The sequence below is a fragment of the Variovorax multivorans genome (genome assembly GCF_051216835.1).
Lineage (GTDB): Bacteria > Pseudomonadota > Gammaproteobacteria > Burkholderiales > Burkholderiaceae_C > Variovorax.
This window is the reverse complement of the sequence record NZ_JBPJZL010000003.1, coordinates 534,876-559,128: the sequence shown is the minus strand read 5'-3', so window position 1 is coordinate 559,128 and position 24,253 is coordinate 534,876. Positions and strand designations below refer to the sequence as shown.

Here is a 24,253-nt window from a genome sequence, read left to right as displayed (position 1 = left end):
GCGACTCTTCAGGCGCGGGGATCGATGGCGAGCGCGCGCGCCACGGCGCCGGCGCTGGCCTGGATGAATTCGACGGCCAGGCCGTCCGGCAGGCGCAGCCAGTTGCGGCCCTGCGGCATCTCGGTCACGCCGAAGGCCTGCGCGGCGGCGAGTGCGGCCTCGAGGTCTTCGCACATCACACCGAGATGGCCGAGGCGGCCTTCAGGCCCTGCGTAGTCCGGCTTGGCCATGAACTGCATGCCGCCGAGGGTCCAGTACTGCACCGGCTCTTCGAGCGTGCCCTGTACTTCGCGCATCGTCATGCCGCAAACGTCGTGGAAGAACCTGATGTGCCAGTGGATGTCCTTCACCCAGATGGCGACGTGCTCCACATAGGCGCGCGGCGTGCTCATTTCGCCTCCAGCCGGCGTTCGATGCCCTTGATGGCCGCAACCAGCGTCTGGTTGACCGGCGTCGGCACGTTGTGCTCGCGCCCGGCGCGCACCACCGCGCCGTTGATGAAATCGATCTCGGTGATGGAGCCTTTCTCCAGGCTCTGCAGCATCGAGGTCTTGAATTCGTAGGGCAGGCCTTCGGCGGCCATCACCCATGCGTCGCGCGGCGACTGGATAGACAGCTTCACGCCGATGGATCGCGCGACGGCCATGGCCTCGGCCACGGCGGCGACGGCCGTGGCCTCGATCTCGGGCACCGCGTAGAGGCTGCCGTACACCTGGCCCGTGATGCCGCTGAGCGCGCCGGTCGAGACGTTGATGAGCAGCTTGTCCCACATCACGCCCAGGATGTTGTCGCTGACCTCGCAAGGGAGTTGGGCGCGCTCGAATTCGGCCGCGATGGCCCTGGCGCGGTCGCTCACGCTGCCGTCGAGTTCGCCGATCACCGTGCGCTTGCCGCGCGTGCCGGCAATGACGCGGCCCGGGCCGAGCAGGACGCCGCCGACGTAGGTCTTGCCGGCCAGCACGTGCTTGCGGCCGGCGACGTTGGCCAGGATTTCCTCGTGGCCCATGCCGTTCTGCAGCGACATCAGCGCGGTGTCGGGTCCGACGATCGACATCGCGCCTTCGATGGCCGAGCGCGTGTGGAAGGACTTGACCAGCACGATCACCAGGTCGGCTGGTGCCAGGCCCTCGACGCTTGTCGATGCGCGCACCTTGACGCGGCGTTCCGAGTCGCCGTCCTTCATGAGGAGGCCATCGCGATTGATGGCGTCGACGTGCGCCTGGAACGGATCGATGAGCGTGACGTCCGACCCGCCTGCGGCGAGCGTGCCGCCGATGGCACAGCCGAGGGCGCCTGCGCCCAGGAAATAGATTTTCATGCCTGTCTCTCGAAAGAGTGTCTCGAAGGGGTGTCTCGAAGGGATGCCTTGAAGATAGGTTTCGAAGAACATTTCGTCCATGACATGGAGCGAATGGTCTACATTCCGTTTTGAAATGAATGCGGACGACGACAACCTCGATGCGAGCGCGGGCTTGCTCAGCCTGAAGCTGCTGCGCCTGTTCGACCTGATCTACACCACGCAGAGCGTGACGCGCGCGGCCGACCAGCTCGGCCAAAGCCAGCCGACGGTGAGCAACTGGCTGGGCCGGCTGCGCAGGCATCTGGGCGACGAACTGTTCGTGCGCACTGCGGCAGGCATGCAGCCGACGCCGCGCGCGGAAGAGCTGATCGTTCCGGCGCGCGAGGCACTGGCAGCGCTGCGCCGCGTGGCCGCGCCGCCTGAAGCGTTCGACCCGTCGCGTTCGACGCGGCGCTTCCGTATCTGCATGACGGACGCCAGCCACATCACGCTGCTGCCGCAACTGCTGGCGCACGTGCGCGCCGTGGGGCCCGGCATTCGCCTGGAGGCTGCGCGCATCGACGAGCAGACCGGGCAGGCGCTGCAGTCCGGCCATGCCGACCTTGCGATAGGGCTGGTGCCATGGCTCGAGTCAGGCTTCTATCAACAGGTGCTGTATCCGCAAGACTGGGTGTGCCTGGTCAATGCCCGGCACCCGCGGGTCGCGGCAAAAGGCATGGGCTTGCGCGACTTCAAGGCCGAGGCACACATCGGCATCGTCGGCGGTACGGGCGTGCAACTGCTGGAGGCGGCACTGCTGCGGCACCGCGTCGAACGGCGCATCTTGCTGGAGCTACCCGGCTTCCTGGGACTGGCCGCCATCGTGTCGACCACCGACCTCGTGGCCACCGTGCCCCGCCAGATCGGCGAGACGCTGGCCCGCACCAACGGGCTCGCTGTCTTCGATTGCCCGGTGCCTGTGCCGCCCTTCACCGTCAAGCAGCACTGGCATGCACGCTACAACCAGGACCCGGCGAATCGCTGGCTGCGCGGTTTGTGCGAACGGCTTTTTGCCAAGAAGTCGAACGCGCGTAAATAGAGGATCGAGCCTGTCGACGGTCAGGGTGAAAAGCACGATGCGCTTTGAGCGCCTGCTCCGGGCGATAGCTTCAACCCGGAGCGCAGTGAACGAAGTGGCCTTGATGGTGCAGCCCGACGGCACGACCGAATGGCATTGCGAGACCGACCTGGGCCCGATCACCGTCGCCCCAAGAAAACTCGAGTGGCCGATCAAGCTCTTGAGCGCCATGACCGAGCGCGTTGCGACGACCACGTTGGGCAGCGCAAGGTTCTGCCGCGCTGCACGTTTCGCCGTTTCGGAGAAATCCAACCGTCGCTTGGGTGGCACACGCCACCGTTGGTCAAGGCAGAGCCGCATTACCTGATCAATGCATTCACGCGTTGTCAGGCGAGCACCCCTCGCGAGACATCGAGCGAATCAGCTTCGCGCTTCCGGGGATGTCAGGTGCCGTTCGGCGTGTTGCGTGAGCGGCTCGCCGACATGGCTGTGGAGAAGCTCAGTCATCAGGATTGGGTGCCAGCATCCGGTGCATGGCGTTCAAAGGCTCTGCGCACGCCGTGAGAGAACGATGCCATTCCACTGAAAAATGAGTGAGTGAATCTCGATTTTCGATGCAGTCAAAAAACAAGGGATGAAGTCTTGGTTGCTCTACTCCGTCGATCGCTGCATCGTGAATGGAACGCCTTGTAATGCACAAGTGTTGGTTGATGTTAGGCCTGATGCGCCGGTATTTCCTTTTTTGTCGGACTCCACTTAAGAGCTGGCCATAACTTGTCACACGGTGAATCCGAAGCGACGCTCCGCGTCACTTTCCGGGATCAATTGGCGCGTTCTTCTCCGGCGGGGTCTGAGGCATGAATCGTGCGCCGCATGGCTTGGTCGGCGAGTGGATCCGGGCCCGAGCCTGCGACATGCCGCTGGCCATGCACGATGAAAGTATTCCCCGCATGCGAAGTACGCAACGCGTGCGGCGGCTGGTTCTCTTCAATCTAAAAAAATCATTCCCATGATGATGTTTCCCCGAGGATGCGTTTCCGCACTGATGCTTTCGGTGCTCCTGTCTGGCTGCGGCGGTGGAGGTGGAGGTGGCGGCAACCAGGGCAGTGGCCTGGCCGGCCTGTCCGGTCTGGGCAGTGGAAGTCAAGGCAGCAATGGCACCGGCCAAAGTGGCGGTGGCACAGGCGGCACAGGCGGCACGGGTGGCACGGGTGGCACGGGTGGCGGCACAGAAGGGGGCACTTCGCCCGTCGCAGCGACCACAGCACTGGTGACCAGGCTCGGCAAGCCCGCCCGGGTGCTGTTCGGGCTCGGCTCCGGTTCCATCGACGAGATGAAGAAACAGGACATTCATCCGGACATCGTGGACACCTACCTGGTAGGCACTGGCGCAGGCGCCTGGCCCACCTGGAACAGTCCCGACGGCGCGTACCTCACATACACCGCGCAGGCCAACCAGGCCTACGGCGCGATTCCGATGTTCACGCTCTACCAGATGCAGGGCGATCTGAGCGGCATCAACGACGCGACCTTCATGAACAAATACTGGGGGCAGACGCGGCTGATGTACCAGCACATTGCGGACCTGCGCGGGCCCGTTCTGATCAACCTGGAGCCTGACTTCTGGGGGTTCCTTGCGGCGAAGAGGCCCGATCACGATGCGACGCAAGTTCCAGCCGTCGTGAACAACCAGCCGGAATGCACCGGCTTGCCGAACACCGCCGCGGGCCTCGGCCAATGCCTCGTGCAGATGGGCAGGCAGATCGCGCCCAAGTCTATGTCGTGTTCACCAAAGAGACCGGACCAGGCGCCGGCGGTCCCGCCCGTCTCTACAAGTTCGACGGCACCAACTGGACCTTGCTCGACAGCAACGACTCCGCCGGTTACGGCGGCATGTCCGTCTCCGGCACCGGCTCGACCACGCGCATTGCGCTGGGTGTGACCAACACCTGGGGCGACTTCAGCGGCCAGCAAATCATCCAGCTGTCCGACGATGCCGGCCGCAACTGGCGCGAGATCGCGGCCACCATGCCGCATACGCCGGCCGACGCACCCTTCTGGGGATGGCCCGACGACATGGAGATCGATCCTGCCGACCGGGATCACATCCTGTACGGCCATGGCGGCGGTGTCTGGGAAACGCGCAACGCGTCCTCGGCCACGCCGAGCTGGAACGAGCTGAACGACGGCATCGAGGAGACTGCCGTCCTGGGCCTGGCCACGCCGCCGGCCGGCGCCACGTACACCGTGATCAACAGCACGGGCGACATCGGCACCTGGGTACACACCAACCTCGCGACCAAGCCGACCCTGACGCCGGCCACCAGCTGGAGCAACGGCTTCGCCGCCGACATGGCGTGGTCCGATCCGCAATACATGGCCACCATCGGCGTCGTCCTGGGCAACAGCACCGGCTACGGCGTGTGGTCCGGCGACGGCGGCAAGACCTGGGCGAAGTTCGCCACCTACCCGCCGGGCGTCGCGGAAAACAAGGGTGGGGAAGCGAGCATCGCCGTCACCGCGCGCAACAAGGCGATCTGGGCGCCCGGCTACTCGGTGCCGTCCTACACCACGGACAACGGCGCCACCTGGGTGCCGACCAATCTGCCCGCGATCAACACCATCTTCCCCCGCGCCTACCACCTGGTCGCAGATCGCAAGAAGCCGAACAAGGTCTATGCCTACGATTCCGGCGGCCACTGGTGGGGCACGCCGGGCAAGGTCTATGTCTCGACGGATGGCGGCCACACGTTCACGCTGAGCCAGGGCTCGGTGGACGCGGGGCTGGCCCCCAACTACTTCACGAACACCTCGCTGGCGGTCAACCCCAACGTCGAAGGCGAGCTCTGGCTGGCCGACGGCAACGCCGTGTACCAGTCGGTGGATTCAGGAGCAACCTGGACGAAACTGAGCCAGTTCGCGTCGATCATGGGCAGCAACCCGTGGCCCGACGTCCAAGGCGCCACCTTGGTGGCCTTGGGCAAGGCGGCGCCTGGTGGGGCGTACTCGGCCTCAGTCTATGTGGTGGGCGTGGTGAACGGCGTGTGGGGCGTGTACCGCTCCGATGACGCCGGCGTCACCTGGACTCGCTTCAACGACGACGCTCACCAGTTCGGCGGCATCGGCGTGATGGCGGCCGATCAGAACATCTACGGACGCATCTACTTGAGCGGCACCGGCCGGGGCGTGTTCTACAGCAACTGAACCCCGTCCGCTTCGTCCCCGCATCGCTCAACTGCTTCCTCTTGCCGCCCTACGGAAGCTCCTGTGCGCTGACCGGGTCCGCCGTAGGCGGCAGCGCCCCACGCAGCGGGCCGGGCGCCAGCTTGCGCGTATCGACCAGCGGCTGCGACGGCGGAATGAGCTGCGTGCCTTCCATGCGGGTGCTGCCCGCACCCCGGTTGTTCGAGCGCTGCAGCAGCGTATCGGGCAGCACCGGCGCGGCGTTCACCCCGCGCAGCATGATGTTGTCGGTGCTGGGCTGCGTCTGCAGCTGCTGGCCGCGGATCTCGTCGTAGCGGTCGTAGGCGAAGGCCTCGGTCGAGGCGCCATCGCGCATCACCGCCGGGCGCAGGAACATCATCAGATTGCTCTTGGTGCGCGTGCGGTTCTCGTTCTTGAACAGGTTCCCCAGCACCGGGATGTCCCCGGCCAGCGGCACCTTCTCGATGTTGTTGTTGTAGGTGTCCGACAGCAGGCCGCCGAGCATGACGAGACCGCCGTCTTCCACCAGCACGCTGGATTCGAGCGAACGCTTGTTGGTGGTGGGGCCGTTGGGGTCGGTGGTGGTGCCGGGCGCGACGTTCGAGATCTCCTGGAAGATCGTCATCTTCACGGTGCCGTTCTCGTTGATGGTCGGACGCACGCGCAGGGTGAGGCCGACGTCCTTGCGCTCGACGGTGGTGAACGGGTTCACGCCCACCGAGCCCGAGGTGCTGGCGTACGAGCCCGTAGGGAACGGCACGTTCTGGCCGATGATGATCTTGGCCTCTTCGTTGTCCAGCGTCAGCAGGTTGGGCGTGGAGAGCACGTTGGCATCGCCGTCGCTGTTGAAGAAGTTGGCGATCGCGCCCAGGATGTACTGGCCGCCGATCTTGCCGGCGATGCCCAGGTTCAGCCCCGGCTGGATCGAGGAGGCCAGCCCGGCGGCATTGCGGGTGGCCAGCGCCTGGGTCAGCGCCAGGATGTTGGTCTTGTTCAGGCTGGAGTTGGTGCCGATGACCCCGTTGTTGCCCAAGGCGCTTTGCCACTGCACGCCGAAGTTGGCGGCCTTGCTGGCGCTGACCTCCACGATCAGCGCCTCGATCATGACCTGCGCGCGGCGGCCGTCGAGCTTGTCGATGACGGCGCGCATCTGGCGGTACTGCGGCTCGGGCGCCGTGATGATCAGCGAATTGGTCGTCGGGTCGGCCTGGATCTGGCCGCCGGTGGAGGGCTGGTTGGCGTTGTTGAGCGGGGCGTTGGCGGCTGGCGAGCCGCTTTGGCCGCCCGTGCTGTTCTGCGTGGCCTGCTGTGGCGCGGCACTGCTGCCGTCGGGCGCACCCGCGCCCGTGGTGCCCGATGGCCGGTTCGCTGCCATCGCGGCGCGCAGCGTGGCCGCCAGACGTACCGCATCGGCGTTCTTCAGGTAGACCACATAGATGTTGCCGGCCGCGCCGTTGCTGCTTTCCGCAGGCGGGCGGTCGAGCTTCTCGACCAGCGTGCGCACGAGCTGCGCGCGCGCCGGGTTGGCCGCGCGCATGAGCACCGAGTTGCTGCGCGGGTCGGCCAGCAGCGTAGTGCGGAACGATGCGTCGGCACCACCTGGTGCTTCGCTGACGCTCGATGCACCCGACGCACCGCCATCGATGAGCCGCTGCACCAGCGGAATCAGGTCGGTGGCAATCGAGTGCTTCAGCTGGATGACCTCGACATCGGATGCATTCGGCACATCGAGCGCCGCGATGATGCGCGCGAGCCGGCGCATGTTGTCGGCGTAGTCGGTGATCACGAGCGAGTTGCTGCCCGGGTTCACGTTGATGGTGTTGTTCGGTGGAATCAGCGGGCGCAGCACCGGCATCAGGGCGTTGGGTGACTCGTGGTTGAGCCTGAAGATCTGGGTGATGACCTGATTGCTTGCCGACGCTGGTACGGCTCCGATGGAGGTGTTCACGGCGACGCTCTGCAGCTTGGCGTTGGCTTCGAGCACCACCTTGTAGAGGCCGTCGGCCTCCACCACTGCAAAGCCCTGCAAACGCAGCGCAGCGGCGAACTGGTTGAAGGCCGCGGCCGGCTGCACGGCGCGGTCGGTCACGAGGTCCATCGTGCCCTTCACGCGCGGATCGACCACCACATTGCGCCCGGTGACCACCGCCATGGTGCGCGCCACGGCCTCGATGTCGGCGTTGGAGAAATTGAGCGTGATCGGACTGCTGCGAACAACAGGCGCTGGCGCGGCCTCGGCCGGCGCGGACGTTTCCACCGTCCGTGTCTCGGCAGCGGCAACCGCCTGCAGCGTGACCCGCACCGAATTGCCTTGCAGCTCTGCCGTGTACGGCACCGGCTGCCGCAGATTCAACACCACCCGGCTGCGCTCGCCGGCCTGCACCACATTGATCGAGCGCAGGTTGGGCTGATTCACTTCGATGGCTGCGCGCCCGACATCGTTGGTGGCGCCAAGGAAGTCCAGTGCGATGCGCGCGGGGCTCGCGACCGAAAAACTGCCGGGCACGGCGGCGAGGGGTCGTGCCAGGTCGATCTGGATCACCTCCACACCCTGTTGCATGGCGCTTGCGACCGCCTTGATCGCGTTCTGCGCGCAGGCGGTGCCGACCGCGCCGGCCGCAAGCAGACCCAGGCACACGGCCCGGAGGCGGAACCGGGACCGGGACCGGAGAGCGCCCCGTGCGCCGAGGTCTTTCACTGGCGGGCGGTTCGTCTCAGATCGAATGGCCGAGCACCATCGCGACGCCCGGTTGCTTGTTCGGCCGAACGAAGCTGTCGCGTGTCAGGCGCCCCATCTTGATGGTGAGCGTGTGGGTGTTGAACCACTTGTCATAGAGCGCATTGATCTCGCCGCTGGCGTACAGCTGCGAGAGGCTCAGATCGACCGCCGCGAGCAACGCGGTGTCGCCCTTGCGCACCATCACGGCGTACGGTTCGACCGACAGCGCAAGCCTGCTCAGGCTGAGCGTATCGATCCCCTTGTCGTTCGACACGAGGCCCTGCAGCAGCGAGTCATCCTGCGCAAATGCGCGCACCTTGCCTTCCTTCAGGGCCTTGTAGGCCTCGCCGTTGTTGTCGTAGGTGGTTAACTTCGCGTCACGCAGCTCACCGTCGGCGAGTTGCTTGAAAAGCTTCTCCGAGGTCGAACCCTTGGCCAGCGCGATCGGCATGTTCTTCAGGTCCTTCACCGTCTCCACGTGAAGGCTCTTGTTTGTCAGCACGCGCATCCCGGCGACGAAGAAGGTGTAGCTGAAGTCCACCTTCTCCTGGCGCGCCATCGTGTTGGTGGTCGAGCCGCACTCGAGGTCGATTTCGCCTGCGAGCAACTTCGGAATGCGCTCCGGGCCGGCCACGAGCTTGTACTGGACCTTGATGTCGGGAAGCTTGAGCTCGCGCTTGATCTCTTCGACCGCGTGCAGGCACAGATCGATCGAATAGCCGACTGGCTGCTTCTGTGCATCGACGAACGAAAAAGGCGGCACGGCTTCGCGCACGCCGAGCACGATCGTGTGCGTTTCGCGGATCTTGCTCATCGTGTCGGCGGCCTGCGCCGGCACTGCCGCCAGCGCCATCAGCACGGGGACCAGGGGAATCATTGCGGCATGCAGCAGCCGCAGGGGAAAAGGGAACATGGGGTACGACGCCAACGGCGGTTTGAATTTCGATGTCGATCACACGCCGTTGCTGTCTCGCCGACCCTCGGGGGTCGCGTTCGCATCCACCGCCCGGCATCGCTCGCAAGAGATTCGGTTCTTGCGAGCGATGCGGACCCCATGTGTCATTCGGTAACCTTGCGCGCTGATTGTTTACTGAAACGTGTACCTTCCATTGGCATGAAAAATGGAATTCAGACGCTCGTTTTTCGAGTCAATCGCCACGTTCTGCCGGCGCTCGAGGGAGCCATGGTCGTTTCAGCTTTGTCCTGGACTTGCGACAACTCGCCCATCGGGTCAAAGACGCTCACGTTCCAGTAGGTCGGAACGTAGTCGTGCCCTGCCAGCGCAAGGGCATTGCAGATAACGATGTGCACTATATTTCTGAACGCTGATGACGAAAAAGGCCGAATCCAGACTGCTTTGTTGAGCCATTTCACTCACAGCCACTGCACGGCGTATTCCCTGGCAGCGGGATAACCCGTACAAGCGAAGTTTGTGAAAGCTGCCTAATAGTTCATGTTGCATTTGAAGTCGGGCAAAAAAGTGCACTTTCTTGCAGCTGCCCCTAACTTGAAGGAGACACATGAAAACTCATCAGCCTTTGGCAGTTTCCGCGATCGTCGCAGCCGTTCTCGCCAGTGGGTGCGGTGGCGGCAGCAACAACAACGCATTTCCTTTCATCGGAGTCAGCAACCCGCCTGTAGCCACCGTGCCGCCCCCTTCAGGCTCTGCGGCGCTGACATGTGATGACACGCTAAAGGCGAATTTCAAGCCTGACGCCAGCACGAGCGTTGTTGCGGTCAAGTCTTTCAAGAAGGGAGACGCTCTCGTCCTGGGTGGTGCGGCGACGGCGACAACGCCGGTGGCTGCCAGTGACGTCTGCATGGTCAAGCTCAATGTGGGGCTCGGAAATCCTGGACCCGAGGGCGCTCCTTCGACGTCGCCCGGCATCGGCATCGAGATCTGGCTGCCATCGAAAGCAGCCTGGAACTCGCGCGTTCATGCGTTGGGCGGCGGCGGCTGGCAAGGAGGCGCCGCCGGAAGTGCAACGGCGATTGCGAGTGCCGCAGCGGCCGACGTGGCGGGCAAAGAGGGCGCCGTTTCGTCGACCACGGATACCGGGCATTCCTCGCTCGCGGGCGGCTCGTTCGCAATGAACCCGGATGGCACCATCAACAAGACGTTGTGGACCGACTTCGCGAGCCGAGGCATTCACGAACAGGCCGTCAAGACGAAAGCGTTGGCAGCGGCCTACTACGGAACGCCGGCCAAGTACGCCTACTGGGAGGGCGGCTCGACGGGTGGACGCCAGGGGCTGAACCTGGCGCAGAACAACCCCACCGACTTCGACGGCATCATCGCCAACTATCCTGCCATCAACTGGAGCAGGTTCATCACTGCGGAGCTCTATCCGCAGATCGTCTTCCAGCGTGACCTGGGTGGTGTTGCACCGACCCAGGCTCAGCAGGATCTGGTTTCCAACGCCGCCATTGCCGCATGCGATGTGGTGGCCGGCCAGCACCTGGGCTATGTGCTCGACCCCGCTTCTTGTACGTACGACCCGACGACAGATCTCACGGTTCTCTGCACATCCGACGGTGGAACGAACGCAACGAGCGCGTGCGTCACGAAAGCACAAGCCACGGCCATCAACAAGGTCTGGTACGGCATGACCGCCGATGGCTCGGCACCGTCGCCGGCGACCGACAACGGCTGGTCTGCGACTTCGTCCTCCACGCTGCTTGGCTCCGCAAACCAGCGCTGGTACGGACTGAACCGCGGGGCTTCGCTGTATGGCGCCATGTTCGCTTCTTTTGGTCTGAACGGCCTGACCAGCCCGAATGGCGCATTCCCCATCGCGTCTGACCAGGTGGCGCTCGAGTTGCAGAACTCGACCATCGGCGACCCTTCGTTCGTGAATGCGACCGGCAACGGCCAATCGCTTTGGAAGCAACTGAGCTACGCGCAGTTGAGCAATGCCTACGACCGCGGCGTGACGCTGCAGCCGCAGTTCGGAAACATCAACACCGACAACCCGGACCTCTCCGCGTTCAAGAATCGCGGCGGCAAGATGCTGACCTGGCATGGTCTGGCCGACGAGCTCATCATGGCGCAGGGGACGGTCAACTACTACAACAGCGTGGTCGCCAGGATCGGCGGGTTGAGCGATGTCCAAGGCTTCTATCGGCTCTATCTGGTGCCAGGGGCCGGCCACGGCGATCCGAATGGAACGTCCAACCCGACAGCGGAAGTTCCCTACTTCACGCCGACCCAGTTCTACGACGCGCTGACGGCGTGGGTGGAAAAAGGCACCGCTCCGGATGCCCCGACCCTGCAGACCCTTGGCGGTGCAACATCGAAAACTCGTCCCATCTGCGTGTACCCGAAGAAAATCACTTACACCAGTGGCGACATCGGTTCAGCGGCAAGCTACACCTGCTCGTAGTTGCGGCCACGATCGGCGATTGTGGTGTGGCAGCCCGTGCGCGAACTTCGAGGCGCAGGGTGGTGGCTCTGACGGCGCCGACGAAGGTCGTCTCCACAGCGGGTGGTCCGCCGGCGGGGGGGCGGCCGGTTGCCAGGCTGCCGCACGCAATGGCCTCCTGCCAGCGCACCGCCGTGCGGCTCGCGGCCTGTGCGGGCGGACGCGCGGTCGCGTCGGGATGCGGAATTCAGAGGATGCCGGTGACTGTTGGCAGCTCCCGCAGGAGCTTGTTCAGCGCGCCGTGGCGATCGAATGGCTTCTCTCGCGAGCTCTCGACGTGGTTTATGCGCGATTCCGGCCCGACTTGGCAAAGCGTGGCGCGACTGGAACGCCCGAATAGGGTGCTTCGGCTGGAAGAATTCCGGCAACGGGTATCTGAACAGGGGCTTTCTGGTGCCTTCGACAGGAATCGAACCTGTATCTGAGTCTTAGGAGGACCCCGTTCTATCCATTGAACTACGAAGACGGATGAGGGCGCAGGGAGGCAGGACCCCACTGCGCGCCGCGATTTTATAGGCTTAGCGATGACAGGACGCGCAGGGCCCGCCAGCGCGGGCTAACCCGGATACGAAATCTTCGAAAAGTTGACCGCGATCAAGCAGGCGTGAATCAGTGGCGCGCACCATCGTGCCGGTCCGTATCTCTGCTCAGATCCAAGAACAAAAAAGAGCGAAACACTACACAGGAGACAACCTGATGAAGAAGATCGCCTCGCTCGTTCTGGGTCGTACGAAGGTCGTTGCCGCGGCCGTCCTGGCGCTGGCAGCCGCCACGCCCGCCCTCGCATGGGAACCCACCAAGCCGGTGGAGTTCGTGATACCCGCCGGCACCGGCGGCGGCGCCGACCAGATGGGGCGCCTGCTGCAGGGCATCGTCATCAAGTACAAGCTGATGAAGGAGCCGCTGATCGTCGTCAACAAGTCGGGCGGCGCGGGTGCCGAGGGCTTTCTGGCGGTGAAGGAAGCCAAGGGCGACCCGCACAAGATCGTCATCTCGCTGTCGAACCTGTTCACCACGCCGATGGCTACCGGCGTGCCTTTCAACTGGAAGGACATGACGCCTGTCGCCATGCTGGCGCTCGACCAGTTCGTGCTGTGGACCAACGCGACCGAGCCCTACAAGAACGCCGGCGAATACATCACCGCGGTGAAGACCGCGGGGCCGAGCAAGTTCAAGATGGCCGGCACGGGCTCGAAGCAGGAAGACCAGATCATCACCGTCGCGCTCGAGAAAGCCACCGGCACCAAGTTCATCTACGTGCCGTTCAAGGGCGGCGGCGAGGTGGCGGTGCAGCTGGTGGGAGGCCATGTGAATTCGACGGTGAACAACCCGATCGAGGCGGTGGCGCAGTGGCGCGCGGGCAAGCTGCGCGCGCTGTGCGTGTTCGACGACGAGCGCATGCCGTTCAAGGCCAAGGTCACGGACACGCAGTCGTGGAACGACATCCCCACCTGCAAGGAAGCAGGCGTGCCGACCAAGTACACGATGCTGCGCGGCATCTTCATGCCGCCCGGCGTCACGCCCGACCAGCTTGCGTTCTACAAGGACCTGCTGGTCAAGGTGGCCGCCACGCCGGAGTGGAAGGAGTACATGGAGAAGGGCGCCTTCAACCCGACCTTCATGACCGGCGACGCCTTTGCGAAATGGCTCACCGAAGCCGAGGCCACGCACCGCACGCTGATGGCTGACGCGGGCTTCCTCGCAAGCAACAAGTAGCCGACAGGCCGCGACGGCGGCACGCGCCGCGCGGCGCCGCCGGAATGTCGGCGGCCCGACGAACGGCGTGCGCGCCGCATCCGTCCCTTTTTTCTTTCTCACACACAACCACGATGGGGGCTCCATGGAGCACGACGAAACATCCGAGGGCCCGGCGCGTTCGGGCATCTCCACCCACCTGGTCGAAGCGGCGGTGGCATTGGCGCTGCTGGTGATCGGCCTGGTGGTGGTCTTCGAGGCGCGCAAGTTGGGCGCGGGCTGGACCACCGACGGCCCCGGCGCAGGCTACTTTCCGTTCTTCATCGGCGTGATCATCACGATCTCGGGCGCCGGCATCCTCTACCAGGCACTCCTCGGCAAGAGCCGCAACACCGCAGTGTTCGTCGATTCGGTGCAGCTCAAGCGCGTGCTGTCGGTGCTGGTGCCGGCCACGGTCTACGTGCTGGCGATCACCTTCCTCGGCATCTACCTGGCGTCGGCGATCTACATCGCGCTGTTCATGGTGGTGCTGGGCAAGTACGCGTGGTTCAAGAGCGTGCTTGCCGCGCTGGGCGTCAACACGCTGTTCTTCTTCATGTTCGAGGTCTGGTTCAAGGTGCCGCTGTTCAAGGGCACTCTCGATCCGCTTCGATTCCTCGGCTACTGAACCTACTCACGGAGCACAAGCGAAATGGAAGAAATCAGTGCCCTGATGCAGGGCTTTTCAGTGATCCTCACGCCGATGAACATCGGCCTGATGTTCGTCGGCATCATCCTCGGCGTGTTGATCGGCGTGCTGCCTGGCCTCGGCGGTGCCAACGGCGTGGCGATCCTGCTGCCGCTCACCTTCACGATGTCGCCGACCTCGGCCATCATCATGCTGTCGTGCATCTACTGGGGTGCGCTATTCGGCGGGGCCATCACCTCGATCCTGTTCAACATACCGGGCGAGCCGTGGTCGGTGGCCACCACCTTCGACGGCTATCCGATGGCGCAGAACGGGCAGGCCGGCGCGGCGCTGACCACGGCCTTCACCTCATCGTTCGTGGGCGCCTTTCTCGCGGTGGTGATGATCACCTTTCTCGCGCCGCTGGTCGCCAAGTTCGCGCTCAAGTTCGGCTCGCCCGAATTCTTCGCGGTGTACCTGCTGACCTTCTGCAGCTTCGTCGGCATGGGCAAAGGGTCGCCCTTCAAGATCCTGGCGTCGATGGCGCTGGGCTTTGCACTCGCGAGCGTGGGCATGGACACTGTTACCGGCCAGCTGCGCCTGACCTTCGGCCAGCCCGAGCTGATGCGCGGCTTCGACTTCCTGATTGCGGTGATCGGCCTGTTCGGCATCGGCGAGATTCTTCTGTCGATGGAAGAGGGCCTGAAGTTCTCCGGCAAGAGCGCGAAGATCGATCCCAAGGTCGTGTGGCAAACGTGGAAGCAGTTGCCCAAATACTGGGTGACCTCCATCCGCAGCTCGCTCATCGGCATCTGGATGGGCATCACGCCCGGCGGCGCAACACCAGCCTCGTTCATGAGCTACGGCCTTGCCAAGAAGATGTCGAAGAAGGGCGCCAAGTTCGGCACCGGCGAGATGGAAGGCGTGGTCGCACCCGAGACCGCCGCGCATGCAGCCGGCACGAGCGCGCTGCTGCCGATGCTGGCGCTGGGCATTCCCGGCTCGCCAACTGCTGCCGTGCTGCTGGGCGGCCTGCTGATCTGGGGCCTGCAGCCCGGTCCGCTGCTGTTCGTCGAGCAGAAAGACTTCGTCTGGGGCCTGATCGCCAGCATGTACCTCGGCAACATCGTCGGCCTGATCGTGGTGCTCAGCACCGTGCCGCTGTTCGCGTCGATCCTGCGCATTCCGTTCTCGATCATCGCGCCGGTGATCATCGTGATCTGCGCGATCGGCGCCTACACCGTGCACAACGCGATGCTCGACATCTGGTTCATGCTCGGCTTCGGCGTGATGGGCTATCTCTTCAAGAAGCTCGACTTTCCGCTCGCGCCGCTGGTGCTTGCGCTGGTGCTCGGCGACAAGGCCGAAGACTCATTCCGCCAGGCCATGCTGGTGTCGCAGGGCGACGTGATGGTGATGTTCTCGAACCCGCTGGTCGGCGGCATCACCACGCTGGCTCTGGTGCTGCTGTTCTGGCCGCTGATCTCCAAGGCGCTGGCGCTGCTCAACAGAAAGCCGAAGAAGCCCGACGAGTTCGCGGTCGAACGGCCGGTGGACTGAAACACAACGAGGAGCCAAAGACATGCCTGTGATCGCACTGACCCAGGAGATGGGTTCCCTCGCGAAAGACGTTTCGCTGAAACTCGCCGAGACGCTCGGCCTCGCCGTGATGCGCCACGAAGTCATCGAGCACGTGGCAGACCGCATGCAGGTCTCCACGAGCCTGATAGGCCGGCTGCGCGGCGGCAAGGCTGGCCTGGTGGAGCGCCTGACCACCGACTCGCGCAGCGTGGCGCTCTACACCGCCGAAGAGCTGTTCGCGCTGGCCGACCGCGGCAATGTGGTGCTGCGCGGCTGGGGCGCCACCTGCCTGCTGCAGCCGGTGCCGCACGTGGTGTGCGTGCGCATCACGCGCTCGTTGAAGAAGCGCGTCGAGTGGCTGATGGGCGACCTCGAAACCGACGACGCCGAATTCGCCGAAGCCGAGATCCGCCGCAGCGACCAGGCGCACGCCGCGCGCATGCACGCGCAGTTCGGCGTGACCTGGGGCGACCCGGTGCTCTACGACCTGGTGCTCAACACCGATCGTCTGTCCGTCGAGAGCTGCGTCGAGCAGATCCGGCTGATGGTGAGCCGGCCCGAGTTCGCAGAAACGCCCGCATCGCGTGCGCTGCTTGCCAACATGGCGCTGGAAGCACGTGTGCGCGCTGCGCTGAAGGAGCGTGAGGCAACGCGCGACATCAACGTGACGATCACCGCGAACCAGGGCGAGCTGATGCTGCGCGGCATCGTGCTCAACAGTGACGAGCGGGCGCAGACCGAGGCAGTTGCGGCGGAGGTGTCTGGTGTCAGCGGGGTCCACAACCAGTTGAGGCTGATGGCCAGCACGCGGCGCTTTGCTTCGGCGAAGCAGACCTGAGCGCGAGGCTCCGAATTCCCGATTTGCTCCCTCTCCCGCAAGCGGGAGAGGGAACCAATCCCTCAGCCGTGCCTAAATCTTCCCGCGCTTCCTCAATCGACTAAGGGTTTCTGCTGAGAGATTCAGATACGAAGCCAACTCCTTGCTGGGGATCCGGTCCTCGAGCTCCGGATGCTTTCGGATGAACCGATGCACGCGCCCCGCCGCATCGAGCAAATGCAGCGTGATCGTGTGCGCCATGATCTCGCTCATGCCCCGCATCACCAGGAACTCGAACAGTTCCTTGGTTTCCGCATGCCGGTTCAGAAAGGCGATCCATTCCTTCAGCGGAAGGCTCGCCACCCGCGCCTTCGTCACGCAGACGATGCCGTAGGGCGTCGGCGTACCCAGCCGCAGCGCGGCATAGCTCGTTTCCATGTCGTTCTCGTCGGCGAAGCGAAGGATCATTTCCTTGCCCTCCGGGTTGCTCACCACCCGCTTGAGGATGCCGTCGAGGATGAAGTATTGCTCCATCTCCCGCACCCCCTGGTGCAGCAGGAACTCGCCCTTGTTGCCGTCCACGATGACGAGATGGGTTTCCAGTTCGGCGCGGTCGGCTTCGCTCAGGTCCTTGAGAAGGATGTTCTGCCGGAGCTGGGCACGAATGATGTTTTTCTCCGGGTGGTTTTCCAACAACGTCATGGTCACCGTCTTGCTCGATTTTTTCGCTGCCGGCGCCATTCATCGGGGCGCGCCGTTTTCGGGAAAGTTGACCGAGGTCAACGGCCGAAAGCTTGAGCCCGAATCATAGTCTTGGCTCGGGCCTTGGCCATTCACCCATGCAGAAGGAGAGACATGTCTTCAGTCAGAACAGAGAAAGAGGCAACCACCACGCTGGACGATGCCCTCAAGCCCGTGAAAACCCGCGATGCCGATGGCGAACAAGTGGTTCGCGCCCTCAAGAGCTTGACGGAAGACACGCCGGCCGCCGAGACCATCGACGGCTTCCATCTTGTCATCGATGCGCTCAAGCTCAACGACATCGACACCATCTTCGGCCTGCCCGGCATCCCGATCACCGACCTCACGCGCATGGCCCAGGCCGAAGGCCTGCGCGTCATCTCGTTCCGCCATGAGCAGCACGCCGGCAACGCCGCCGCTGCAGCTGGCTTCCTCACGCAGAAGCCCGGCATCTGCCTCACGGTGTCGGCCCCCGGCTTCCTCAACGGCCTCACAGCGCTGGCCAACGCCACCACCAACTGCTTCCCGATGATCCTTATCAGCGGCTCCAGCGAGCGCGAGATCGTCGACCTGCAGCAAGGCGACTACGAAGAAATGGACCAGCTCGCCATCGCCAAGCCGCTGTGCAAGGCCGCCTTCCGCGTGCTGCACGCAGAAGACATCGGCGTGGGCATTGCACGCGCCATCCGTGCTGCACTGTCGGGCCGCCCGGGCGGCGTGTACCTCGACCTGCCCGCCAAGCTGTTCGCCCAGACCATGGACGCAGCGGCCGGCAAGAAGTCGCTCATCAAGGTCGTCGACCCGGCGCCGCGACAGATCCCCGCACCCGATGCCGTCAAGCGCGCGCTCGACCTGCTCAAGGGCGCAAAGCGTCCACTGATCCTGCTCGGCAAGGGTGCTGCCTATGCGCAGGCCGATGCCGACATCCGCGCATTCGTCGAGAAGACGGGTATTCCCTACCTGCCGATGTCGATGGCCAAGGGCCTGCTGCCCGACACCCATGTGCAGTCGGCCGCGGCCGCGCGCTCCTACGTGCTGCAGGAAGCCGACGTCGTGCTGCTGGTCGGCGCGCGCCTGAACTGGCTGCTCTCGCACGGCAAGGGCAAGACCTGGGCGCAGGAAAAGGGCGCCAAGCAGTTCATCCAGATCGACATCGCACCGACCGAGATCGACAGCAACGTCGCCATCGAAGCACCCGTGATCGGCGACATCGGCTCCTGCGTTGCCGCGCTGCTGGCCGGCATCGATGCCAAGTGGGCCAAGCCCCCGGCCGAGTGGACCGGTGCGATTGCCGAGCGCAAGGACAAGAACCTGTCGAAGATGGCCGTCACGCTGGCCGCACGGCCTTCGCCGATGAACTTCCACAGCGCGCTCAGCGTGATCCGCGACCAGGTGAAGGCGCGGCCCGATGCCATCGTCGTCAACGAAGGCGCCAACACGCTCGACTTCGCGCGCAGCATCGTCGACATGTACGAGCCGCGCAAGCGCCTGGACGTGGGCACCTGGGGGATCATGGGCATCGGCATGGGCTTCTCGGTGGCCGCAGCCGTCGTCACCGGCAAGCCGGTGATCGCCATCGAGGGCGACAGCGCCTTCGGCTTCAGCGGCATGGAGGTGGAAACCATCTGCCGCTACAACCTGCCGATCTGCGTCATCGTCTTCAACAACAACGGCGTCTACCGCGGCACCGACGTGAACGCCAGCGGCACGCCCGACGTGGCGCCCACCGTGTTCGTCAAGAACGCGCGCTACGACAAGCTGATGGAAGCCTTCGGCGGCGTCGGCGTGCACGCCACCACTGCCGATGAACTTCAAAAGGCCCTGGCCGAGGCGGTTGCCTCAGGCCGGCCGACCCTGATCAATGCCGTCATCGACGAGACCGCCGGCACCGAAAGCGGCCGCATCACGAGCCTGAACCCCAGCACGGCGAAGAAGAAGTAACCCGAGTTCCATCATTCAAGGAGATATCCAAATGAGCAGCAGCAACAACAAACCACTCAGCGGCATCAAGATCATCGACTTCACGCACGTGCAAGCCGGTCCCGCCTGCACGCAGATGCTGGCCTGGTTCGGCGCCGACGTCATCAAGGTCGAGCGCCCCGGCGCCGGCGACGTCACGCGTTCGCAGCTGCGCGACATTCCCGATGTCGATGCGCTGTACTTCACCATGCTCAACAGCAACAAGCGCTCGCTGACGCTGGACACCAAGCAGCCCGAAGGCAAGGTCGTGCTGGAGAAGCTGATCCGCGAATCCGACGTGCTGGTCGAGAACTTCGGCCCCGGCGCGCTCGACCGCATGGGCTTTACCTGGGAGCGCATCCAGGAACTCAACCCCAAGATGATCGTCGCCTCGGTCAAGGGCTTCAGCGACGGCCACCACTACGACGACCTGAAGGTGTACGAGAACGTTGCGCAGTGCGCCGGCGGCGCCGCCTCGACCACCGGCTTCTGGGACGGCCCGCCCACCGTGAGCGCCGCGGCCCTCGGCGACAGCAACACCGGCATGCACCTGGCCATCGGCATCCTCACGGCCATCATCGGCCGCCAGCAGACTGGCAAGGGCCAGCGCGTGGCCTGCGCGATGCAGGACGCGGTGCTCAACCTCTGCCGCGTGAAGATGCGCGACCAGCTGCGCCTGGACAAGCTCGGCTACCTGGAGGAATACCCGCAGTACCCGCACGGCACCTTCAGCGACGTGGTGCCGCGCGGCGGCAATGCCGGCGGTGGCGGCCAGCCGGGCTGGGTGCTCAAGTGCAAGGGCTGGGAGACCGACCCGAACGCCTACATCTACTTCACGGTGCAAGGCCATGCCTGGGCTCCCATCTGCGACGCCATCGGCAAGCCCGAGTGGAAGACCGACCCCGACTACACGACCCCGAAGGCACGCCAGCCGCACATCACCGACATCTTCGCGACCATCGAGGGCTGGCTGGCCGACAAGACCAAGTTCGAGGCGGTCGACATCCTGCGCAAGTTCGACATTCCCTGCGCACCGGTGCTGACGATGAAGGAACTGCTGCACGACCCGTCGCTGCGCGCCAGCGGCTCCATCGTCGAAGTGCCGCACAAGGAGCGCGGCAGCTACTTCACCGTGGGCAGCCCGATCAAGTTCTCGGACCTCAAGCCCGAGATCACCGGCTCGCCGCTTCTGGGTGAGCACACCGAGGAAGTGCTGGCGGAGCTGGGCTACAGCAAGGACCAGATCTCCAACCTGCGCGAAGCCAAGGCTGTGTAGGCCGGGTTCACTGCGGGGGCTTCACCCTCCGCAGTGAACGACGACATGTAGACAGGTAGCGCCGGGAGGCACGTATGCAAACGAACCTGGATTTCAAGCAGCTCGTCGAAGGCGCCGGCGACGCGATCATGGTGTGCGATGCGGCAGGCGCGATCACGTTGTGGAATCGCGCCTCCGAGCGCATCTTCGGCTTCACCGAAGCCGAGGCGCTCGGCAAGTCGCTCGACCTGATCATTCCCCAGCGGCAACGCCAGCGGCACTGGGACGGCTACAACAAGACGATGGAAACCGGCGTCACCAAGTACGGCGCCGACCTGCTGCGCGTACCGGCGCTGCACAAGGACGGGCACACGCTGTCGATCGCCTTCACGGTGTCGATGCTGTTCTCCGCCGATCACGAGGTCACGGGCATCGTTGCCATCGTTCGCGACGAGACCGCCCGCTTTGCCGAGGAGCGCAAATTGCGCGCCCGTCTGGTAGAAGTCGAAGCCACGATGATCAAAGAAGGAGACAGTCAATGAGCAAAGCACTCGAGGGCGTTCGAATCCTCGATTTCACCCATGTGCAGTCCGGCCCCACCTGCACCCAACTGCTGGCCTGGTTCGGCGCTGACGTGATCAAGGTCGAGCGTGCAGGCGAAGGCGACGCAACGCGCGGCCAGCTGCGCGACATTCCCGGTGCGGACAGCCTCTACTTCACGATGCTGAACCACAACAAGCGCTCGATCACGCTGGACACCAAGAAGCCCAAGGGCAAGGAAGTTCTCGACAGCCTGATCAAGACCTGCGACGTGCTGGTCGAGAACTTCGCGCCCGGCGCACTCGACCGCATGGGCATTACCTGGGCCCACATCCAGAAGCTCAATCCGCGAATGATCGTGGCCTCGGTCAAGGGCTTCGGCCCCGGCAAGTACGAGCACTGCAAGGTCTACGAGAACGTGGCCCAGTGCGCCGGCGGCGCGGCATCGACCACCGGCTTCGAGGACGGCCCGCCGCTCGTGACCGGCGCGCAGATCGGCGACAGCGGCACCGGCCTGCACCTGGCGCTCGGCATCCTCGCCGCGCTGTTCCAGCGCAATAGCACCGGGCGTGGCCAGCAGGTGCTCGCGCCGATGCAGGACGCCGTGCTCAACCTCTGCCGCGTGAAGATGCGCGACCAGCAGCGCCTGGAACGCACCGGCACCATGCACGAGTACCCGCAATACCCGGACGGCAAGTTCGGCGATGCAGTGCCGCGCGCCGGCAATGCATCGGGCGGCGGCCAGCCCGGCTCGATTCTCAAGTGCAAGGGCTGGGAGACCGACCCCAACGCGTACATCTACTTCATCACGCAGGCCGCAGTGTGGCCGGCGGTGTGCAAGGTCATCGGCGAAGAAGGCTGGATCAACGACGAGGCCTACGCCACGCCGGCAGCGCGCCTGCTGCACCTGAAACCGATCTTCGCGCGCATCGAGCAATGGACCATGACCAAGACCAAGTTCGAGGCCATGGACATCCTCAACGAGTACGACATTCCCTGCGGGCCGATCCTCTCGATGAAGGAGATCGCCGCGGACGAATCGCTGCGCGAGACCGGCACCATCGTCGAGGTCGACCACCCGGTGCGCGGCAAGTACCTGACGGTGGGCAACCCCATCAAGATGTCCGACAGCCCGACGGTGGTGACGCGTTCGCCGCTGCTCGGCGAGCACACCGAGGAAGTGCTGCGGCAACTCGGCTACGGCGCGGACGAGCTGGAGACACTGCGCGCCGAACGCGTGATCTGAGAAAGCGCGGCGGGCTCAGGCCCGTTGCCACCATGAGTTGAAAAGAAAGCGCTGCCTGCGGGTGGCGCGGAAGGCCCTTGGGCGCGTGGATTTGGCGCCTTCCATCCATAACTCATGGTGAATGGTTTTTATAAATTCATTTAATTTTTATTTATTGTCCGTCGACCCTACATTTTGAACTCGCCGGGATTTTTCATCCGATTTACCCATTCGGCATTCATTCAAGGAGAAGGTCATGGAAAACCATTCACCCATTCAGTACTGGCGCGACGAAATCGAGCGCAATGCCTATAACGCAGCATTCTTCGAATTGGGCCTGCGCTGGCATTGGGACGGCGAAACCTACGACCGCCTGATGGGCCTGAACCAGAGTGCCAACGAGCGTATCGGCCATTATCTGAAGACCCATCAGCCGCATCTGCTGAAGGCCTACGACGCCGAATTTTTGGCCGAGGCAATCGAGCAGAAGAAGGAATTGCACAGAAAGCGGGAAATGGCTTCGTCGAGCTATTTCAATTGGGCGGAAAGCCACGGCGTCGAGCTCGGCGCCTGAAATTCCTTGCAAATAAGCAATCTGCTCCGACCATGAACATCCACGAATACCAGGGCAAGGACGTGTTGCGCCAATACGGCGTGGCGACACCCCGTGGATTCGTCTGCCGTTCGTCCGACGAGGCGGCAGACGCCGCCACCCGTCTCGGCGGCCGGGCTTGGGTGGTGAAGGCGCAGATCCATGCAGGCGGCCGCGGCAAGGGCGGCGGCGTGAAGCCCGCGTGGTCCGTCGCCGAAGTGCGGCGGCACGCGGACCAGATGCTCGGCATGACGCTGAAGACGCCGCAGACGGGCCCCGAAGGCCGTGTGGTGAAGCAGCTGCTGGTCGAGGAGAGCGTGGAGATCGACAAGGAGCTGTACCTCGGCTTCGTGGTCGACCGCAATTCGCAGCGCGTGGCGCTGATGGCTTCGAGCGAAGGCGGCATGGACATCGAGGAGGTGGCCGCGCGCACGCCCGAGAAGATCCACAAGCTCTTCATCGACCCGGATACCGGCCTGCGGATTGCCGATGCAGACGGCATCGCGCGCCGCATCGGCATCTCCGAGCGATCGGTGGTGCAGGCGCGCGTGTTCATGCAGAACCTCTATCAAGCCTTCGATGGCAGCGACGCTTCGCTGGCCGAGATCAATCCGCTGGTGCTCACGCGCGACGGCCGCGTGATTGCGCTCGACGCGAAGTTCGACTTCGACGCCAACGCGCTGTTCCGCCAGCCGGAGATTGCCGCGATGCGCGACTTCGACGAGGAAGATCCGGTGGAGGTAGAGGCCTCGAAGTTCGATCTTTCGTACATCGCGCTCGACGGCGACATCGGCTGCCTGGTCAATGGCGCGGGCCTTGCGATGGCGACGATGGACGCAATCAAGCTCTACGGCGGCTCGCCAGCCAACTTCCTCGACGTGGGCGGCGGTGCAACGGCGGAGAAGGTGACCGAGGCCTTCAAGCTGATGCTGCGCAACCCGAAGCTCAAGGCAGTGCTCGTCAACATCTTCGGCGGCATCATGAAGTGCGACGTGATCGCGCACGGTGTCGTTACAGCAGCGCGAGAGACCGGTCTCACCGTGCCGCTGATCGTGCGCATGAAGGGCACCAATGAGGACCTGGGAAGGACCATCCTCGCGCAGTCGGGGCTGTCGATCATCAACACCGACGACATGGCCGAGGCTGCACAGCGGGCCATTGGTGCGGCTCGGAACTGGGTGCGCTAGGTATGAAAGCTTGCTTCCTCATTCGCTGTTTTTCGGGGTGCGCTCACGCCGACGGGGTACCTTGCTCCGCGAATGTCCCCCGGCCTGCGGCCTCCTCCTTTATTTCGCTGCGCAAGGCACCCCATCGACGTGATCGTTCAGAGCACTGGTTGATCGGCCAGCACCAGAGCCGCGCTTCTTGTGCACGGGGCATCGGGTACTCCCCGCAGCGAAATAAAGGAGGAGGCCGCAGGCCGGGGGACATTCGCGGAGGGGAGTACCCGGTGTCCTGTGCACGCACCCCGAAGCCAAG

Annotated in this window: 19 protein-coding genes and 1 tRNA gene; 14 read left to right on the top strand and 6 right to left on the bottom strand. The window is 64.2% G+C overall.

Annotation, left to right across the window (positions count from 1 at the left end; genetic code table 11):
• Nucleotides 1-8: 8 nt before the first annotated feature.
• Both ACSFCA_RS09680 and ACSFCA_RS09675 read right to left on the bottom strand, forming a co-directional pair.
• Nucleotides 9-392: a VOC family protein gene (locus ACSFCA_RS09680; protein WP_258352915.1), complete on the bottom strand. Its 384-nt coding sequence runs from the start codon at nucleotides 390-392 to the stop codon at nucleotides 9-11.
• Nucleotides 389-1,318: a ketopantoate reductase family protein gene (locus ACSFCA_RS09675; RefSeq protein ID WP_435459135.1), complete on the bottom strand. Its 930-nt coding sequence runs from the start codon at nucleotides 1,316-1,318 to the stop codon at nucleotides 389-391. Before ACSFCA_RS09675 ends, ACSFCA_RS09680 begins: the two co-directional genes overlap by 4 nt.
• A gap of 115 nt (nucleotides 1,319-1,433) precedes the next feature.
• Here ACSFCA_RS09675 and ACSFCA_RS09670 point away from each other — a divergent pair, with 115 nt between their 5' ends.
• From ACSFCA_RS09670 to ACSFCA_RS09660, 3 genes are all read left to right on the top strand, one after another.
• Complete coding sequence (locus ACSFCA_RS09670) at nucleotides 1,434-2,378, top strand: LysR family transcriptional regulator (protein ID WP_435459424.1); 945 nt, start codon at nucleotides 1,434-1,436, stop codon at nucleotides 2,376-2,378.
• 85 nt (nucleotides 2,379-2,463) lie between these two features.
• Nucleotides 2,464-2,724, top strand: a complete 261-nt coding sequence (locus ACSFCA_RS09665; protein WP_435459136.1) for a hypothetical protein — start codon at nucleotides 2,464-2,466, stop codon at nucleotides 2,722-2,724.
• Nucleotides 2,725-4,139: 1,415 nt separating this feature from the next.
• Nucleotides 4,140-5,561, top strand: a complete 1,422-nt coding sequence (locus ACSFCA_RS09660) for a WD40/YVTN/BNR-like repeat-containing protein (protein ID WP_435459137.1) — start codon at nucleotides 4,140-4,142, stop codon at nucleotides 5,559-5,561.
• A 49-nt stretch (nucleotides 5,562-5,610) separates the two neighbouring features.
• Here ACSFCA_RS09660 and gspD read toward each other — a convergent pair whose 3' ends face one another.
• Both gspD and ACSFCA_RS09650 read right to left on the bottom strand, forming a co-directional pair.
• On the bottom strand, nucleotides 5,611-8,199 hold the full coding sequence (gene gspD, locus ACSFCA_RS09655; protein WP_435459138.1) for a type II secretion system secretin GspD: 2,589 nt from the start codon (nucleotides 8,197-8,199) through the stop codon (nucleotides 5,611-5,613).
• 76 nt (nucleotides 8,200-8,275) lie between these two features.
• The gene (locus tag ACSFCA_RS09650) at nucleotides 8,276-9,193 is read right to left on the bottom strand and encodes an amino acid ABC transporter substrate-binding protein (protein ID WP_435459139.1); all 918 of its coding nucleotides are present in this window, start codon (nucleotides 9,191-9,193) and stop codon (nucleotides 8,276-8,278) included.
• Between the two features lie 607 nt (nucleotides 9,194-9,800).
• On the opposite strand from ACSFCA_RS09650, the gene ACSFCA_RS09645 reads away from it, so the two are divergent.
• Nucleotides 9,801-11,663, top strand: coding sequence for a tannase/feruloyl esterase family alpha/beta hydrolase (locus tag ACSFCA_RS09645; protein WP_435459140.1), 1,863 nt, complete (start codon nucleotides 9,801-9,803; stop codon nucleotides 11,661-11,663).
• Nucleotides 11,664-12,093: 430 nt separating this feature from the next.
• Here ACSFCA_RS09645 and ACSFCA_RS09640 read toward each other — a convergent pair.
• Nucleotides 12,094-12,168, bottom strand: a tRNA-Arg gene (locus ACSFCA_RS09640).
• Between the two features lie 230 nt (nucleotides 12,169-12,398).
• Between ACSFCA_RS09640 and ACSFCA_RS09635 the strand changes: the two genes are divergently transcribed.
• The 4 genes from ACSFCA_RS09635 (at nucleotide 12,399) to ACSFCA_RS09620 (ending at nucleotide 16,483) form a co-directional block, all read left to right on the top strand.
• A complete protein-coding gene (locus ACSFCA_RS09635; protein WP_093057507.1) occupies nucleotides 12,399-13,418 on the top strand; it encodes a Bug family tripartite tricarboxylate transporter substrate binding protein in 1,020 nt (339 codons plus the stop codon).
• A 124-nt stretch (nucleotides 13,419-13,542) separates the two neighbouring features.
• Nucleotides 13,543-14,064: a tripartite tricarboxylate transporter TctB family protein gene (locus ACSFCA_RS09630; RefSeq protein WP_435459141.1), complete on the top strand. Its 522-nt coding sequence runs from the start codon at nucleotides 13,543-13,545 to the stop codon at nucleotides 14,062-14,064.
• Between the two features lie 24 nt (nucleotides 14,065-14,088).
• Nucleotides 14,089-15,624 (top strand): tripartite tricarboxylate transporter permease, encoded by a 1,536-nt coding sequence (locus ACSFCA_RS09625; protein WP_093057509.1) that lies wholly within the window; start codon nucleotides 14,089-14,091, stop codon nucleotides 15,622-15,624.
• A gap of 22 nt (nucleotides 15,625-15,646) precedes the next feature.
• Complete coding sequence (locus tag ACSFCA_RS09620) at nucleotides 15,647-16,483, top strand: cytidylate kinase family protein (RefSeq protein ID WP_435459142.1); 837 nt, start codon at nucleotides 15,647-15,649, stop codon at nucleotides 16,481-16,483.
• Between the two features lie 72 nt (nucleotides 16,484-16,555).
• On the opposite strand, the gene ACSFCA_RS09615 is transcribed toward ACSFCA_RS09620, so the two are convergent.
• Nucleotides 16,556-17,164 (bottom strand): Crp/Fnr family transcriptional regulator, encoded by a 609-nt coding sequence (locus ACSFCA_RS09615; RefSeq protein WP_093057638.1) that lies wholly within the window; start codon nucleotides 17,162-17,164, stop codon nucleotides 16,556-16,558.
• A gap of 153 nt (nucleotides 17,165-17,317) precedes the next feature.
• On the opposite strand from ACSFCA_RS09615, the gene oxc reads away from it, so the two are divergent.
• The 6 genes from oxc to sucC all read left to right on the top strand — a co-directional run bounded on the left by oxc (nucleotide 17,318) and on the right by sucC (nucleotide 23,961).
• Nucleotides 17,318-19,144, top strand: coding sequence for an oxalyl-CoA decarboxylase (gene oxc, locus ACSFCA_RS09610; RefSeq protein WP_258352927.1), 1,827 nt, complete (start codon nucleotides 17,318-17,320; stop codon nucleotides 19,142-19,144).
• A 31-nt stretch (nucleotides 19,145-19,175) separates the two neighbouring features.
• The gene (gene frc, locus ACSFCA_RS09605) at nucleotides 19,176-20,438 is read left to right on the top strand and encodes a formyl-CoA transferase (protein ID WP_258352928.1); all 1,263 of its coding nucleotides are present in this window, start codon (nucleotides 19,176-19,178) and stop codon (nucleotides 20,436-20,438) included.
• Between the two features lie 74 nt (nucleotides 20,439-20,512).
• Nucleotides 20,513-20,959: a PAS domain-containing protein gene (locus ACSFCA_RS09600; RefSeq protein WP_093079768.1), complete on the top strand. Its 447-nt coding sequence runs from the start codon at nucleotides 20,513-20,515 to the stop codon at nucleotides 20,957-20,959.
• Nucleotides 20,956-22,203: a formyl-CoA transferase gene (gene frc, locus ACSFCA_RS09595; protein ID WP_093057514.1), complete on the top strand. Its 1,248-nt coding sequence runs from the start codon at nucleotides 20,956-20,958 to the stop codon at nucleotides 22,201-22,203. Before ACSFCA_RS09600 ends, frc (ACSFCA_RS09595) begins: the two co-directional genes overlap by 4 nt.
• A gap of 235 nt (nucleotides 22,204-22,438) precedes the next feature.
• A complete protein-coding gene (locus ACSFCA_RS09590; RefSeq protein ID WP_435459143.1) occupies nucleotides 22,439-22,756 on the top strand; it encodes an HAD family hydrolase in 318 nt (105 codons plus the stop codon).
• Between the two features lie 32 nt (nucleotides 22,757-22,788).
• The gene (gene sucC / locus ACSFCA_RS09585) at nucleotides 22,789-23,961 is read left to right on the top strand and encodes an ADP-forming succinate--CoA ligase subunit beta (protein WP_435459144.1); all 1,173 of its coding nucleotides are present in this window, start codon (nucleotides 22,789-22,791) and stop codon (nucleotides 23,959-23,961) included.
• Nucleotides 23,962-24,253: the final 292 nt, after the last annotated feature.

What these genes read in the sequence shown, in the direction of transcription:
- ACSFCA_RS09630 (WP_435459141.1), top strand. Translation starts at nt 13,543, where the DNA reads ATGGAGCACGACGAAACATCCGAGGGCCCGGCGCGTTCGGGCATCTCC.
- ACSFCA_RS09680 (WP_258352915.1), bottom strand. Translation starts at nt 392, where the DNA reads ATGAGCACGCCGCGCGCCTATGTGGAGCACGTCGCCATCTGGGTGAAG.
- ACSFCA_RS09615 (WP_093057638.1), bottom strand. Translation starts at nt 17,164, where the DNA reads ATGACGTTGTTGGAAAACCACCCGGAGAAAAACATCATTCGTGCCCAG.
- ACSFCA_RS09675 (WP_435459135.1), bottom strand. Translation starts at nt 1,318, where the DNA reads ATGAAAATCTATTTCCTGGGCGCAGGCGCCCTCGGCTGTGCCATCGGC.
- ACSFCA_RS09635 (WP_093057507.1), top strand. Translation starts at nt 12,399, where the DNA reads ATGAAGAAGATCGCCTCGCTCGTTCTGGGTCGTACGAAGGTCGTTGCC.
- sucC (WP_435459144.1), top strand. Translation starts at nt 22,789, where the DNA reads ATGAACATCCACGAATACCAGGGCAAGGACGTGTTGCGCCAATACGGC.
- frc (WP_093057514.1), top strand. Translation starts at nt 20,956, where the DNA reads ATGAGCAAAGCACTCGAGGGCGTTCGAATCCTCGATTTCACCCATGTG.
- ACSFCA_RS09600 (WP_093079768.1), top strand. Translation starts at nt 20,513, where the DNA reads ATGCAAACGAACCTGGATTTCAAGCAGCTCGTCGAAGGCGCCGGCGAC.
- ACSFCA_RS09645 (WP_435459140.1), top strand. Translation starts at nt 9,801, where the DNA reads ATGAAAACTCATCAGCCTTTGGCAGTTTCCGCGATCGTCGCAGCCGTT.
- oxc (WP_258352927.1), top strand. Translation starts at nt 17,318, where the DNA reads ATGTCTTCAGTCAGAACAGAGAAAGAGGCAACCACCACGCTGGACGAT.
- ACSFCA_RS09650 (WP_435459139.1), bottom strand. Translation starts at nt 9,193, where the DNA reads ATGTTCCCTTTTCCCCTGCGGCTGCTGCATGCCGCAATGATTCCCCTG.
- ACSFCA_RS09590 (WP_435459143.1), top strand. Translation starts at nt 22,439, where the DNA reads ATGGAAAACCATTCACCCATTCAGTACTGGCGCGACGAAATCGAGCGC.
- ACSFCA_RS09620 (WP_435459142.1), top strand. Translation starts at nt 15,647, where the DNA reads ATGCCTGTGATCGCACTGACCCAGGAGATGGGTTCCCTCGCGAAAGAC.
- frc (WP_258352928.1), top strand. Translation starts at nt 19,176, where the DNA reads ATGAGCAGCAGCAACAACAAACCACTCAGCGGCATCAAGATCATCGAC.
- ACSFCA_RS09670 (WP_435459424.1), top strand. Translation starts at nt 1,434, where the DNA reads ATGAATGCGGACGACGACAACCTCGATGCGAGCGCGGGCTTGCTCAGC.
- ACSFCA_RS09625 (WP_093057509.1), top strand. Translation starts at nt 14,089, where the DNA reads ATGGAAGAAATCAGTGCCCTGATGCAGGGCTTTTCAGTGATCCTCACG.